This window comes from Pseudomonas bananamidigenes (assembly GCF_001679645.1).
Lineage (GTDB): Bacteria > Pseudomonadota > Gammaproteobacteria > Pseudomonadales > Pseudomonadaceae > Aquipseudomonas > Aquipseudomonas bananamidigenes.
In genome coordinates, this window is record NZ_LRUN01000037.1 from 35,193 (window position 1) to 49,460 (window position 14,268).

Consider the following 14,268-nt stretch of genomic DNA (forward strand, 5'->3'; position numbering starts at 1 on the left):
TAGGCCGGCTCTCGGACCTGAGATCAAAACGAACCTTTCAGGTCGATATAACTCTTGAGAGCACCTCGGTCGGCTCCCTCTCCCTCCGGGAGAGGGCTGGGGTGAGGGCGCTCTTGAACTTTGCCGGTCAAATGTCGATCAGTTCCTTACAGGTTCAACCAAGGGAGCTCTGCGTTTTGACCAGGTTCAGGATCGCAATTCTATTGGGGGCGCTGCTGTTTTCCGGCGGCCAAATGCTGCAGGCCGCCACATTGCCGGGCGTCCCGGCAGCCACCGCAAAAGCCGCCGAACCCGAGCCATTGGTGCAGGGCGGACTGCTCGGCGCAATCAGTTCCAGCATCGATGACGTGCAGGACAAACTCGACCTCAACGAGCATCTCGTCGACGCCTGGCGCCTGCGTGCCGACCGGGCGGCGGATGAAGTCGACAGACTGGTCAATCAGCCGTCGGATCGCTCGGGGTGGAGCGTGGCCGGGGATTTCATGATGCTGTCCGGCGTGTGGCTCGGCACCTTCGCCGTGCTGACGGTGCTGGGCAGTGTCCTGGCCAGGCGGATGCGCGAGGGGCGCTGGTTGCGCACCCGTCAGCGCAGTCAGGACCTGATCGGTTATTGGTTGCCCTACACACTGCCGGCACTGATCTGTCTGCCGTTGACCCTGTACGTCAGCCATTTTCTGCCGGCCTCGGTCGGCCGGGCGCTGGCGTTGTGTTTTGCCTATGCCACCAGCAGCGGCATTTTTTCCACCTCGATGCTGTTGTGCGTGGTGGTCATGTTCAATATCGGCCACAAGCGACGGGCGGTGCAGATCATTCGTGACTACTGCCCGAAGCCGCTGTTCCTGATCGGCTTCCTTGCAGCGCTCAGCGATGCCCTGACCAGCCCGCAGATCGCCCGGCAATTGGGCGGCAATATCACTAGCAGTGTTGCGGTGTTCACCGGGCTTCTGGCCTCCATCATCTTTGGCTTGCTGGTGATTCGCCTGCGTCGGCCGGTGGCGCACCTGATCCGCAACCGTTCGCTGGCGCAGCGTCTGAAGCAACCGTCGTTGCAGGAATCGCTGCGGATCTTTTCCGGGCTCTGGTACTGGCCGATCGTGTTGATGGTGCTGGTTTCGGCGGTCAATCTGATCGGCATTGGCGAAGACAACCAGAAAGCCTTGCGCTGTGCGTTGTTCACCACCGTGCTGCTGATCGGCACGGTGTTTCTCAGTACAGTCCTGCAGCACCTGTTCAAGTCGCGTCGGGCCGAGGCGATCCAGCGCAGCAGTGCCTACAAGGAGCGGTTCCTCAGTCTGTTGCATGCGCTGCTGCGGATCGTCATCGCGATTGCATTCATCGATATTCTCGGGCGGATCTGGGGTGTTTCGCTGATCGACTTCGCGCAAAGCAGCACTGTCGGTCGGGCGATCAGCAATGCCTTGAGCAGCATCGGCCTGATTTTCCTCGTGACGTGGCTGTTGTGGGTGGTGCTCGACACGGCAATTCAGGAAGCGCTGAAACCACCGGTCAACAAACGTTCGGCGCGCCAGCCCAGCACCCGGGTGAAAACCATCCTGCCGCTGTTGCGCAATGCGATCAAAATCATCCTGGTGGTGATCTGCGCGATCACCACCATGGCCAATCTGGGCATCAACGTTGCGCCGCTGCTGGCCGGTGCCGGGGTGGTCGGCCTGGCCATCGGTTTCGGTTCCCAGCAACTGGTGCAGGACGTGATCACCGGGCTGTTCATCATCATCGAAGACACGCTATCGATCGGCGACTGGGTGGTGCTCGATTCCGGACATGCCGGGACCGTCGAAGGCCTGACCATCCGCACCCTGCGTCTGCGCGACGGCAAGGGTTTCGTGCATTCGGTGCCGTTCGGTCAGATCAAGGCGGTGACCAATCAATCACGGCAGTTTGCGTTCGCTTTTTTCTCGGTGCAGTTCACCTATGACACGGATGTCGACAAGGCCATCGAGCTGATACGCGAGGCCGGGGATTCGATCCGCGAAGACCCGTTCCTCAAGTACAACCTGCAAGGTCCGCTGGACGTATTCGGCGTGGACAAAATGGACCTGAACGGCGTGGTGCTGACCGCGCAATTCCGCACGGTGTCGGGCGGGCAATACGCGGTGAGCCGAGCCTTCAACCAGCGTTTGAAAAAGCTTGTGGATAACAGCCCGTGGGTGCATTTCGCGCAGACTTATCCACGACAGGTTCTGTTGCCCAAGCGACAGGAAGAAAAGGCGGCGTCGGCGCATTCGTCGGTGGTGTTGCCGGAGCAATCGCCGACTCAATAGAAGTTTTTGTAGTGCATGTGCCGGCCTCTTCGTCGGATCGCCGCCCGAACCAAGCCCGCTCCCACAGTATTTGGGCGGTACCTGCTATTTCGGCATCACACAGAGCCTGTGGGAGCGGGCTTGCCCGCGAAGAGGCCAGACCGGTTTACATCAATGCCGGATCAATTTGCTGCGAACCTGCACCATGAAAACCTGATCCAGCTCCACCCAGAACTGCTGCTTGCCGGCGACTTCGGCTGCCACCGGCAAGCCGTCGCGATACACCAGCCGATTGCTCGCCAGCGCCGGGACTTTCGCGCCGGGCAGCAAGGTGCCGGCGAGGTTCAGCGGATCGACCCCGCACACGGCTATCAGGCTGCCGTCCTGGGGCCGGCGGCGCACTTCGCGCAGCAGCGGAATCGCTTCGGGCAGGGCGAATTGCTCGCCGGCCAGGCCACTGACAAATCGTCCGCCGCGAATCTCGCCCCGGGCCTCCAGTCGATGGAACGTGCGCAAGAGTTCGCGCCAGCTCGGCAGCCAGTCGGCCTCGCGCTCCAGCAGGCGCCAGAACACCACGCCGTAACGGCGCAACAGGGTCATGGCGATATGTTCGAGGGATTCGGGCGACGCGGTCTGACGGCTTTCCACAACCGGCCCTCGACGCAACAGCGCCCAGCGCCCGGCATCGTCCATGCTACCCACGAATGCCCCGCGCCCGCGTCGACTGCTGCGTTGCTGGCGCTTGCTCGCCGGCGTGATCAGCGCGCGCAATCCGGCAAAGCTGTCGGCATTCACCAGACCGGCACCCACCAGTTCCTGCAAGGCGATCTCCAGTTCGCTGCGCAGCAGGTGCGCTTCGTGAATCAGCTCATCGAAAAACAGCGCCCCGTGCTGACTGAGGGCCTCGAAGACTTTCTGCGTCCTGGGCGACAGCTCGCTGACCGGCGTCTGTTCGGCCAGCGAACTCCACAAGCCGACCTGACTGCGCGGCAGTAACACCACCGGTGTGTTGCGCAATGCCGCGCCGCCGGTTTTCTGCCGGGCGCTGAGCCGCGTCCACACCAGTTTGCCGCTGCGGCACAGATCGTCCAGCCAGCTCGGCGAATAGTCCTTGAGCCGCGCCGCAAGGAGGTCGCTGTCCCAGGCCGAGGCGGCTGCCGGATAGCCTTCGAACTGACCGACAATCGCCGGCAACATGGCGCTGCCCTGACCCCGGGTGGATGGAGACAGATGCTGCCAGTCGAACAGGAATCGCATGAAGTCCTGCAACGCCACCGGTTCGATTTCCCGGCGCAGACGCTTGACGGTGTAGCGGTGGATTCGCGCCAGCAGATGCCGCTCGCACCATTCTTCAATCGTCAGCCCCGGCGTGAAGCGACCGCGCAGCACATAACCTTCGCGCTCGAGTCGGGCCAGGGCTTGATGAACGTCTGCCGGTGGCAATGACAAGGGCTCGGCGATGGCCTCCAGACTCAGCGGGCCGAACGCGCTCAGTCGTGCGCGGATGACTTCCACCAGGGCATCGTCGGCAGTCCAGGCTTCATCGAAACCGGGCAACGCCGACAGTGTCGAGTGCGCCTGTGGATAAAGCGCTTGCAGACAGGTCAGGCGTTCCCGTGCCAGCCACAGCGAGTGGTCGCGATCGATCTGCAATCGACAGGCTCGACCGGTGTCGGCCAGGACATTCAGCCAGTCGCGCCATGGCGGGTTGGCCTCGACTTCGCGGTCAGTGATGCACGCCAGATTCATCAACGCTTCGTGCATTTCGTCGGTGTTGTTCGGCGTCGGCCACGCCTCTTCGCGCACGGCTTCTATCGCATCGGCATCCAGCGCGCCCAGATCATCGGTGGATTGCGGATCGCTCCAGCGGCGGTTCAGCACCGCCTGGGTACGACGCTCTTCCAACGGCGCATCGTCGAGAAAGGTGTAGGGCCGGGCACTGAGGATTTCCGCGGCCAGCGGCGAGGGCGCCGGAAGGTCGCGGGCGATCAGCCGCACTTCGCCACGCTCCATGCGCCGCAGGAGTTCGAGCCAGCCCTCGCTGTCCATCGCTTCGTGCAGGCAATCGTCGAGGGTCTGCTCCACCAGCGGATGCTCGGGGATTTCCCGCTCGCCGGCGAGGTTTTCCAGGCAGGCGATCTGATCGGGAAACACGCTGGCGATCAGGTCTTCGCTTTTCATCCGCTGCAATTGCGGCGCGACTTTTCGCCCGCCCGTGTAGCGCGGCAGGGCCAGCGCCACCCCGGCATTCCAGCGCCAGCGCACACCGAACAGCGGCGCATCCAGCACTGCCTGAATCAGGATGTGCTCGGCACTGTTGCTGTGCAGATAGCGCCAGACTTCGTCGAGTTCGAAACTGTGGCTGGTGGACAGCGACAGGACGATGGCGTCTTCGCTCGCGGCAGCCTGCAATTCGAAGTTGAAGGTGCGACAGAAACGCTTGCGCAGCGCCAGACCCCAGGCCCGATTGATTCGGCTGCCGAACGGCGAATGGATGATCAGTTGGGTGCCGCCGGATTCGTCGAAAAACCGTTCCATCAGCAACGTGTCGCGGGACGGCAGGGCGCCGAGGGCGAGGCGGGCGCGGGCCAGGTAATCCACAAGCTGTTCGGCGCTTGCCGGATCCAGTCCCAGGGTTGCAGTCAGCCAGTCGAGGGCCGGTTGCAGGTTGGCGGGGCTGGCGCTCAGCAATTCGTCGAGCTGTGCCTGCAGGCGGGCCACGGCCATCGACAATTCGGCGCTGCGACCGGGAGCCTCGCCGAGCCAGAACGGAATCGTCGGCGGCTGGCCCTGAGCATCCTCGACCCGCACCTTGCCGGTTTCCACCCGCAGGATCCGGTAAGAGGTATTGCCGAGCTGGAACACGTCGCCGGCAATGCTTTCCACGGCGAAGTCTTCGTTGACGCTGCCGATGTTCAGGTTTTGGGGTTCCAGCAGCACGCTGTAGTCGGCGTTGTCCGGGATGGTGCCGCCGCTGGTGACGGCGGCCAGCCGTGCGCCGCGCCGCCCGCGCAGGGTCCGGCTCACCGCGTCGCGATGCAGATAGGCACTGCGCACGCCCTGGCGACCGCTGTAACCCTCGGCGAGCATGGTCAGCAGCGCCTGAAAGTGTTTTTCATCGAGACGGGCGTAGGGTTCGGCGCGACGGATCAGTGCGAGCAAGTCGTCTTCGGCCCATTCCTGACAACTGACTTCGGCGATGATCTGTTGCGCCAGCACGTCCAGCGGTGCTTCGGGGATGTGCAGGGTATCGAGCTCACCCCGGCGCACGCAGTCGAGCAGCGCGGTGCATTCGATCAGGTCATCGCGGGTCGTGGCGAACAGTCGCCCCTTGGGCGTGCCACCGACCTGGTGTCCGGAACGGCCGACCCGTTGCAGAAAACCGGCAATCGAACGCGGCGAGGCGATCTGGCACACGAGGTCGACTTCGCCGATGTCGATCCCCAGTTCCAGCGATGCAGTGGCAATCAGCACTTGCAGTTCGCCACGCTTGAGGCGCTGCTCGGCATCGAGGCGAAACTCCTTGGCCAGGCTGCCGTGGTGCGCCGCTACGGCGTGTTTGCCGAGGCGTTCGCTCAGGTGTCGGCTCAAGCGTTCGGCCAGGCGTCGAGTGTTGACGAAAATCAGCGTGGTGCGGTGTTCCCGGGCCAGTGTGGCGAGGCGGTCGTAGACCAGTTCCCAGACGTCATTGGCCATGACCGCCGACAATGGCACCGGCGGTACTTCGATGCCCAGGTCCCGTGGGCGGGCGTGGCCGATGTCGATGATTTCACAGGGGCGCTCATGGCCCACCAGAAACCGCGCAACCGCATCGATCGGTTTTTGCGTGGCCGACAGACCGATGCGGGTCAGCGGTTCGGTACACAACGCCTGCAAGCGTTCGAGGCTCAGGGCCAGGTGGCTGCCGCGTTTGCCGGCGGCGATGGCGTGGATCTCGTCGACAATCACCGTGCGCGTGGTGCCGAGCATTTTTCGCCCGGATTCCGAGCCCAGCAGTACGTAGAGCGATTCCGGGGTGGTGACCAGAATATGCGGCGCGCTCTTGCGCATGGCGGCGCGGTCTTTCTGCGGGGTGTCGCCGGTGCGTACGGCGGTGGTGATTTCCAGTGGCGGCAGATCCATCTGACGTAACTGTTCGGTGATCCCCTCAAGCGGATTCTGCAGGTTGATACGGATGTCGTTGGACAGCGCCTTGAGCGGCGAGACGTAGACCACCAGGGTTTCGTCGGGCAGACCGCCCGGGTTTTCCAGGCCACGATGGACCAGTTCGTCAAGCACCGCCAGGAACGCGGTGAGGGTCTTGCCGGAACCGGTGGGCGCGGCGATCAGGGTCGAGCGGCGCTGACGGATCAGCGGCCATGCGCGGGCCTGGGCGGCGGTGACTGTCGCGAAAGTGCGGTTGAACCAGGCGCTGACGGCAGGGTGAAAGCCTGCCAGGGCCGCGTCCTTGGGAAGGGGCAGATTCATGTCTGCAGTTATGCGGGTGGACGGGCGAAGTTGCAAGTACCGCCGGGGATCTACACTTTACGGGTGACGGTTGCGCACTAAACCCGCAAAATGCAACGATTCCGGCAAATATCGACGACGGTGCCCCCGCATTGTCGTCAAAGCCATCGTTTCAATCAGACTGGGCCTGCTGACTCTATGCGAATGCGCCTTATGTTACTGGGCGGCGGAAATGCCCTTGGGCAGGCGCTGATTCGCCTCGGTGCAGAGGAAGACATCGGTTTCCTCGCTCCCCGCCCGCCCGAAGACGGCTGGGATGCCGCGAGCCTGACACAACTGCTCGACGACACCCGTCCCGATGCACTGATCAACCTTGCCTACTATTTCGACTGGTTCCAGGCGGAAACCGTCAGCGAAAGCCGTCTGTCGGGCCAGGAACGCGCCATCGAACGGCTGGCCGAGCTGTGCCAGCATCACAACATCGTGCTGGTGCAGCCGTCCAGCTACCGGGTATTCGATGGCTCCCGTGCCACCGCCTACAGCGAAAAGGACGAGCCGGTGCCGCTGGGCCTGCGCGGTCAGGCGCTGTGGCGGATCGAACAAAGCGTGCGAGCCACCTGTCCGCAACATGTGTTGTTGCGCTTCGGCTGGCTGCTCGACGACAGCCCGGACGGGATCCTCGGGCGCTTTCTCGCCCGTGCCGAGCAACCGGACGAGTTGCTGCTGGCCGACGACCGTCGGGGCAATCCGACCCCGGTCGATGATGCGGCGCGGGTGATCATTTCGGTACTCAAGCAACTCGACTGCGCCGCGCCGCTGTGGGGCACTTACCACTACGCCGGCCATGAAGCGACCACATCGCTGGCGCTGGGGCAGGCGATTCTCACCGAGGCCCGCAGCCTGCATCCGCTGGCGATCGAAGAGCCGACCGCCCAGGCTCACGCCGCACGCGAGGATGCCGCCGAAGAGCCACAACACGCGGTGCTCGCCTGCAAGAAAATTCTGCACACTTTCGGGATCAAGCCGCGCGCCTGGCGTGCCGCGCTCCCGGGCTTACTGGATAGGTTTTATCGTCATGGCTGAAGGCCCTGTTCTAATCACTGGCGGCGCCGGTTTCATCGGTTCGCACCTGACTGACGCGCTGCTCGCCAACGGCCATTCGGTACGGATCCTCGATGACCTGTCGACCGGCAAACGCAGCAACCTGCCGCTGGACAATCCCAGGGTCGAACTGATCGTCGGCGACGTCGCCGATGCCGTACTGGTCGCCCGGGTGATGCAAGGTTGCAGCGCCGTCGCGCACCTGGCCGCCGTGGCCTCGGTGCAGGCGTCGGTGGACGATCCGGTGAAGACTCACCAGAGCAATTTCATCGGCACGCTCAATGTCTGCGAAGCCATGCGTCAGGCGGACGTCAAGCGTGTGCTGTTTGCCTCCAGCGCAGCGGTCTACGGCAACAATGGCGAAGGCCAGTCGATCGACGAAGACACGCCGAAGGCACCGTTGACACCGTATGCCTCGGACAAACTGGCGGGCGAACACTACTTCGATTTCTACCGTCGCCAGCACGGTCTGGAACCGGCGATCTTCCGTTTCTTCAACATTTTCGGCCCGCGCCAGGATCCGTCCTCGCCGTACTCCGGCGTGATCAGCATCTTCAGCGAGCGCGCGCAGAAAGGTTTGCCGATCACCGTGTTCGGCGATGGCGAGCAGACCCGGGATTTCATGTACGTCGAAGACCTGGTCGACGTGCTCGTGCAGGCCCTGGAACAACCTGAAGTGCAAGTCGGTGCGGTGAACGTCGGCTGGAACCAGGCGACCAACCTCAAGCAGATGCTGGCCGCGCTGGAGGCCGTTGTCGGAGAGCTGCCGCCGGTCAGCTTCGGCCCGGCGCGCTCCGGCGATATCCGTCATTCGCGGGCGAACAACGGTCGCTTGCTCGAGCGCTTCAAATGCCCGGCTCAAACGCCGATGAGCGTCGGCCTGGCGCGTCTGCTCGGCCGCTGAGCTTCTCGCAGACGTGAAAAAGGCGCCTTTTGACAGGCGCCTTTTTCACGGCCGGAATTCAACAGATTTCCTGTAGCGAGGGAGCTTTGCTCCCCGGTCGATGGCGTAACATCGCCGTCAGTTCTGAGCCTGCCCGCCACCAAGCCTCATTCACCACCACGTGAACGTTCTTTGAATGCCTGGTCAGAACTTGTAGCCCAGACCGACCATGTACACAAATGGATCGACGTCCACATTCACTTTTGCGCGGGTACCCGGCGCTACGGCGTTGTTCTCCACAGTGGCGCGGGTGTCGATGTCGATGTAGCGCACCTGGGCGTTGAGCATGATGTTGTCGGTCAGCATGTAGTCGGCGCCGACCTGCCAGGCCAGGCCCCAGGAATTTTTCGCCTTGAAGTTGCTGAAGCCGTTGGACTGGGCTTCGCTGCCCACGTGCTCGTCGTAGATCCAGGTGTAGTTGATGCCGCCGCCGATGTACGGTTGGAACGCCGACTTCGAATCCAGCGGGTAGTAGACGACGCTCAGGGTCGGCGGCAGGTGTTTCAGTGTGCCGAGTTTGCCGTTGGCCGCCGGCAGGGCAGTGCCCTTGAGCTTCACGTCATGTTCGAACGGCGTGGCGGCCAACAGCTCGATACCGATGTTGTTGGTCAGCATGTAGGCGAAGTTCAGGCCCAGTTGGGTGTCGCTGCTCATGGTCGCCTTGCCGCCCAGGTTGGTGCCGCTCAGCGGACCCTGATCGACCTTGACGCTGGAACTGTCGGCCTTCGGGTTGACGGTGATCGCACCGGCACGAACGATGATGTCGCCGGCTTCGTGGGCGTGGGCGAGCGGGGCTGCGAGCGCGAGGGCAAACAGCGAAGCGCTGAGCAAGGACTTGTTCATGGAAGCTCCCAAAGGACGTCAAAAATGTTTGATGTCCTATGGTACGAATCCGTCTGATACGGTCTTTTGACTCAGCTCAATGAAACAGTGATGGGCGGTTTTTTTGTGGAACCTTTGCCGACCCCCTTCGCGAGCAAGCTCGCTCCCACATCAGAGCTTGGTCAACTGTGGGAGCGAGCTTGCTCGCGAGACAATGGGCCAAACAGTACAGAATTACCGGACTTACTCCGGCAGCTCGTACACATAAATCTTGTCCGCCTCCATCTGATACCCGGCATCGGCCAGTTCGCTGGTGGACGGTTTGACCTGCAACGGTCCTTCGACCCAGTACGGCTGATACAGCTCGTCGAGCTTCACGCCGACGGCGCTTTTCACATGCACGATCTGGTTCGACGGTGGCGGCGGCACATGGATGCAGGCGCCGAAATACGGCACCAGCAGGAAGTCTGTGGTGCGACCTTCCTCGCTGACTTCCAGCGGCACGATATAGCCCGGCAGGCGGATGTTCTGGCCGTCGAGGCTTTGCACCACCGGGGCATTGGGCATGTCCTGTTTTGCCGCCGGTGCCGATTCGGCGGACAACGCGTCGCCCATCTTCGACAGGTCGTGCAGCGGTGTCATGTTCGGCACCTCGGGCGCAGCGTCCGGGGGGATCATTTCCGACCAGGTCAGGTCTTTCGGTGCCGCCGCCCACACGGGCAGGGCGACCAGCAACAGCAGCGCAAGCACGGCGCGGGGCATGGTGAACATCCTCATAAACGGATCGACAGGCCATCGGCCAGGGATTGGCGATACGCGCGCCAGGCCGGCACGCTGCCCATCAGCAGCGCGGCAGCCAGAATGCCACCGAGCAGCGTCCATTCATACTCGCTCGGCCATGCCAGCGGCAGATACAAGCCGTAATTGGCCTGCACATAACCCTGTGCCGCAGCGATGCCGATGTACAGCAACGCCAGCCCGGCGATCACCCCGGTCAGTGCCAAGGCAAAGGCTTCCAGCACCAGCAGGCTCGCGATGTGCCACGGTCGCGCACCCACCGACCGCAGGATCGCCATTTCGCGGCGACGTTCGTTGAGGCTGGTGAGGATCGCTGTGAGCATGCCGATCAACCCGGTCAGCACCACGAACAGCGAGACCACGAACAGCGCTTTTTCGGCGGTGCTCATCAGGCTCCACAACTCTTGCAAGGCCACGCCCGGCAGGATCGCCAGCATCGGCTCGCCACGGAATTCGTTGATTTCCCGTTGCAGGGCGAAGGTAGAAATCTTGCTGTTGAGACCGAGCATGAACGCGGTGATCGCTTGGGGCGTCAGGTCCATGTTGCGCGCCTGCTCGGCGCTGATGCGCCCGTTTCCACGGGCCGGTACACCGTTGTGCCAGTCGATGTGGATCGCCTCCATGCCGCCGAGGCTGATGTGCAACGTGCGGTCCACCGGCGTGCCGGTGCGCTTGAGAATGCCGACCACGGTGAACGGTTTGTCGTCGTGCTTGACCAGGCTGATCGCCGCCACGCCGTGGGCCAGCACCAGTTTGTCGCCGAGTTTGTAATGCAGCGCCTCGGCCACTTCGGCCCCGAGCACCACTTCGAACGGATCGGTCGCGAAGGCGCGGCCGTCAGCCAGTTCCAGATGTTGCTGGCGACCGTACTGGTAATGCTCGAAATAGGCTTCGGTGGTGCCCATCACCCGGTAGCCGCGATGGGAATCGCCGAGGGACATCGGGATCGCCCATTTCACCTTCGGGTCATTGGCGAAGTGTTCGAAGCTGTCCCAGCGAATGTTGTTGGTGGCGTTGCCGATGCGAAACACCGAATACAGCAGCAGGTTCACCGAGCCGGAACGGGCGCCGACGATCAGGTCGGTGCCGCTGATGGTGCTGGCGAAACTGGCCTTGGCTTCGGTGCGCACTCGCTCCACCGCCAGCAGCAGGCACACGGAGAGGGCGATGGCGAACGCGGTGAGCAGGGCGGTGAAACGGCGGTTGGCGAGGCTGGCCATGGCCAGACGGAACAGATACATCTCAGACCTCGGCAGACGTGGCGGCGCGATTGAGTTCGGCCAGGGACAGGTGACGGTCGAACAGCGGTGCCAGGCTCTGGTCGTGGCTGACGAACAACAGGCTCGAACCCGCCTCACGGCACTCGGCAAACAACAGGCGAATGAAGTTTTCCCGGGCGTCGTAATCCAGCGCCGAGGTCGGCTCGTCGGCGATCACCAGTTCCGGTTGACCGATCAATGCTCTCGCGGCAGCGACTCGTTGCTGCTGACCGATCGACAGCGAATCGGCGCGTCGGCCAAGGATGCCTTCATCCTTCAGACCCAGGTGGGCGAGCAGCGTGGCGGCCGCCTGATCGACACTGCCGTGACGCTGTCTTGCACGTTCTGCACGCAACTTCGAAAAGTGGCACGGCAGCTCGACGTTCTCGCGCACCGAGAGAAACGGCAGCAGGTTGAACTGCTGGAAAATGTAGCCGGTGTGATCGACGCGAAAGCGGTCGCGGGCGCCGGCACCCAGTTCGGTCAGTTCCTGGCCGAGCAGGCGAATGCTGCCGCGGCCAGGCTTCTGTACCCCGCCGAGCAGCCCGAGCAGGGTGGTCTTGCCACTGCCGCTGGGCCCTTTGAGGAACAGGGTTTCTCCCCGCTCCAGACGAAACGCCGGAATGTCCAGCAGCGGCGGGTGACCGGGCCAGTTGAAGCCCAGGTCGGACAGTTCGATGAGTGCTTGGGTCATGGCGCCGTTCGTGATCAGAATTTCAGGGCGGCGGCTTTGGCCGTCACTTCCGTGCCTTGCTGGCCGCTCGGGCCGATCAGTTGTACCTGGATTTTCTGGGTTGCCGGGAAGGTATTGAAAATGTTTGCCAGATCCAGGCTGTTCAAGGCGCCAGGCGCGGCGCAACTGAGTTGGTAGTGAGCGTGGATCTCGCTGTGGTCGTGGTGATGCGCTTCACCGCCCTTGGCGTCTTTGTCGTGGTCATCGTCGTCATGATCGTCGGCATCCGGCTGGTCGCCGAACAGCGGGCTTTCCAGTTTCTGACTGACGACCTTGCAACCGGCAGCCGCGGGCAGGCTGAACAACGCCAACGGTTTTTCAAGCTGTGCGCGGGCGGCGGCGACCCTGGCCTTGTCCGCATCACTGGTGGCGACGTGTTCAAAACCCACAAGGTTCATCGCCGGGCTTTCCAGCTCCAGTTCCAGGGTCTGGCCGTCGAGCGCGGCGTTCAGGCGACCGACCCCATGTTCGTGGGTACCGAGGCTGCCGTGCTCATGGTCATGATCGTGTTCGTCGGCAGCCTGGGCGATGGCCAGCGGCAACAGGGCAAACGGCAAAGCGAGCAGCAGACGACGCATGGCGGACTCCGGGAAGTAAAGTGAAGAGTTTGTTATGTAATCTTGTAACAAAAGTCCGCAGAGTTTGCCCGCCTGAAACGCTTTGCGCAAGGCATGACTGAGCACCGTCCGGGATGTTCCCGGAGCGGTACGTAGATTGAATGTCTCGATTTTTGAATCAGAATCCGGCGCCGGGATAGTCGAACCAGTAGCCTCCCGTCAGCACATGGCGGTTCAGACTTTCGTCGAGCAGATCCGGAGCATCGCGAGTGAAGCGCTGGCGCCAGGCTGGAAGCCACCAGTAGTTGATCGCCGTGCCGCGCGGAAGTACCACCACCTTCATGACCTCCGGACCTATTCTGTGCTCTGAGTAGAGTTGATGGCTGCGATCCATGAAGCCCATGTACTGGCTGATCGGCAACCGGAACATCAACGCCGTAGTGAAGATTTTTTCACTTTCACTGAACGCGGAGCTTTGCAGAAGCTGTAACGCTTCACAGACATATGCTTGGGGTTGGCCGGCGATTTTCTGTCCTTCAGGCGTCGATAGCACATCGAATCGATCATCCAGTTCGCGCCAGTCGACACGACCATTGCGCTCGAAGTAGTCCCGTATGAACGCTGTCAGTGGTCCGGCTGTGGATGCTCCGGAGGTACAGGTCGAGAGATCGGCGGGCGACCAGAGTCGCCACGCCACGATCAGTGCGAGGAGTATCCAGATTAGTCGTTTCATCGGGCAAGCGGCCTGATGGAAACGATGAACTTTACTGCGACTATGAAGTTGTCGTTGCCCTCGAGAGCCTTACCGCTCGATGAGGTTGTCGTCCCTTTTGAAGCAAGTTTTCGTCCAGAAGACATGGGCATCCTTCCCATAAAAAAGAGGAATGTAGTAGAAAAGTGGAAAACCGTCAGTTCCCGGCGCCGCCCCGGCACTTGGCCTTACACAACTCCCATGGGAGCATGCAGGTCAGAAATGTGCGGGAGCGAAGTTATGTTGCGAATACGTGGAACCGTCGGCGACTTGCCGGTGGATTTGACCCTGGAGCTGGATGAAAGCGACTGGGCCCGGCTCGGTTCGCAGTTTGGCGTGCAGGTGCAAACGGCCCAGCCGCAAACTGCAACGACGCCTTTAGCGCGACCGGTCAATCAGGATGATGCGTTGTGGCAGGTCGCCAGGGATCTGTTGCGCAAGGCCGGGCAGCTCAGCGGGCCGGAGTTGCTGGATCAGCTCGAAGGACTGACCGGCAGCGCGGCGGCGGGCAAGCGCCTGCTGGTGCGTTTGCGGCATTCGTCGGATGTGAAAGTGGCGAGCGGCGGGGATACGCCGCTCTACAGCTGGATCGAGTAA

General features: G+C 62.5%; 11 protein-coding genes. 4 read left to right on the forward strand and 7 right to left on the reverse strand.

What is annotated here, in order from left to right:
• The first annotated feature begins 176 nt into the window (after positions 1-176).
• Complete coding sequence (locus BBF94_RS13665) at positions 177-2,282, forward strand: mechanosensitive ion channel family protein (RefSeq protein ID WP_065259532.1); 2,106 nt, start codon at positions 177-179, stop codon at positions 2,280-2,282.
• Between the two features lie 150 nt (positions 2,283-2,432).
• Here the strand turns inward: BBF94_RS13665 and BBF94_RS13670 are convergent, their stop codons facing one another.
• Positions 2,433-6,728: a DEAD/DEAH box helicase gene (locus BBF94_RS13670; protein ID WP_065259533.1), complete on the reverse strand. Its 4,296-nt coding sequence runs from the start codon at positions 6,726-6,728 to the stop codon at positions 2,433-2,435.
• 177 nt (positions 6,729-6,905) lie between these two features.
• Here BBF94_RS13670 and BBF94_RS13675 point away from each other — a divergent pair, with 177 nt between their 5' ends.
• A complete protein-coding gene (locus tag BBF94_RS13675) occupies positions 6,906-7,790 on the forward strand; it encodes a sugar nucleotide-binding protein (RefSeq protein ID WP_065259534.1) in 885 nt (294 codons plus the stop codon).
• Entirely contained in the window at positions 7,783-8,712 is a 930-nt protein-coding gene (locus BBF94_RS13680; RefSeq protein ID WP_065259535.1) for an NAD-dependent epimerase/dehydratase family protein, read from the forward strand. The genes BBF94_RS13675 and BBF94_RS13680 overlap by 8 nt, the downstream gene beginning before the upstream one ends.
• Positions 8,713-8,895: 183 nt before the next feature.
• On the opposite strand, the gene BBF94_RS13685 is transcribed toward BBF94_RS13680, so the two are convergent.
• The 6 genes from BBF94_RS13685 to BBF94_RS13710 all read right to left on the reverse strand — a co-directional run bounded on the left by BBF94_RS13685 (position 8,896) and on the right by BBF94_RS13710 (position 13,653).
• The gene (locus tag BBF94_RS13685; protein ID WP_065259536.1) at positions 8,896-9,594 is read right to left on the reverse strand and encodes an OmpW/AlkL family protein; all 699 of its coding nucleotides are present in this window, start codon (positions 9,592-9,594) and stop codon (positions 8,896-8,898) included.
• Between the two features lie 222 nt (positions 9,595-9,816).
• Entirely contained in the window at positions 9,817-10,335 is a 519-nt protein-coding gene (locus BBF94_RS13690) for a DUF3299 domain-containing protein (RefSeq protein ID WP_065259623.1), read from the reverse strand.
• Between the two features lie 11 nt (positions 10,336-10,346).
• Complete coding sequence (locus BBF94_RS13695; protein ID WP_065259537.1) at positions 10,347-11,612, reverse strand: ABC transporter permease; 1,266 nt, start codon at positions 11,610-11,612, stop codon at positions 10,347-10,349.
• A gap of 1 nt (position 11,613) precedes the next feature.
• A complete protein-coding gene (locus BBF94_RS13700; RefSeq protein WP_065259538.1) occupies positions 11,614-12,324 on the reverse strand; it encodes an ABC transporter ATP-binding protein in 711 nt (236 codons plus the stop codon).
• A gap of 14 nt (positions 12,325-12,338) precedes the next feature.
• Entirely contained in the window at positions 12,339-12,941 is a 603-nt protein-coding gene (locus BBF94_RS13705; protein ID WP_065259539.1) for a DUF2796 domain-containing protein, read from the reverse strand.
• A gap of 157 nt (positions 12,942-13,098) precedes the next feature.
• Complete coding sequence (locus BBF94_RS13710; RefSeq protein WP_065259540.1) at positions 13,099-13,653, reverse strand: hypothetical protein; 555 nt, start codon at positions 13,651-13,653, stop codon at positions 13,099-13,101.
• A 258-nt stretch (positions 13,654-13,911) separates the two neighbouring features.
• Between BBF94_RS13710 and BBF94_RS13715 the strand changes: the two genes are divergently transcribed.
• Positions 13,912-14,268: a hypothetical protein gene (locus BBF94_RS13715; RefSeq protein WP_065259541.1), complete on the forward strand. Its 357-nt coding sequence runs from the start codon at positions 13,912-13,914 to the stop codon at positions 14,266-14,268.

What these genes read in the sequence shown, in the direction of transcription:
- BBF94_RS13670 (WP_065259533.1), bottom strand. Translation starts at nt 6,728, where the DNA reads ATGAATCTGCCCCTTCCCAAGGACGCGGCCCTGGCAGGCTTTCACCCT.
- BBF94_RS13675 (WP_065259534.1), top strand. Translation starts at nt 6,906, where the DNA reads ATGCGAATGCGCCTTATGTTACTGGGCGGCGGAAATGCCCTTGGGCAG.
- BBF94_RS13680 (WP_065259535.1), top strand. Translation starts at nt 7,783, where the DNA reads ATGGCTGAAGGCCCTGTTCTAATCACTGGCGGCGCCGGTTTCATCGGT.
- BBF94_RS13685 (WP_065259536.1), bottom strand. Translation starts at nt 9,594, where the DNA reads ATGAACAAGTCCTTGCTCAGCGCTTCGCTGTTTGCCCTCGCGCTCGCA.
- BBF94_RS13690 (WP_065259623.1), bottom strand. Translation starts at nt 10,335, where the DNA reads ATGCCCCGCGCCGTGCTTGCGCTGCTGTTGCTGGTCGCCCTGCCCGTG.
- BBF94_RS13695 (WP_065259537.1), bottom strand. Translation starts at nt 11,612, where the DNA reads ATGTATCTGTTCCGTCTGGCCATGGCCAGCCTCGCCAACCGCCGTTTC.
- BBF94_RS13700 (WP_065259538.1), bottom strand. Translation starts at nt 12,324, where the DNA reads ATGACCCAAGCACTCATCGAACTGTCCGACCTGGGCTTCAACTGGCCC.
- BBF94_RS13705 (WP_065259539.1), bottom strand. Translation starts at nt 12,941, where the DNA reads ATGCGTCGTCTGCTGCTCGCTTTGCCGTTTGCCCTGTTGCCGCTGGCC.
- BBF94_RS13710 (WP_065259540.1), bottom strand. Translation starts at nt 13,653, where the DNA reads ATGAAACGACTAATCTGGATACTCCTCGCACTGATCGTGGCGTGGCGA.
- BBF94_RS13715 (WP_065259541.1), top strand. Translation starts at nt 13,912, where the DNA reads ATGTTGCGAATACGTGGAACCGTCGGCGACTTGCCGGTGGATTTGACC.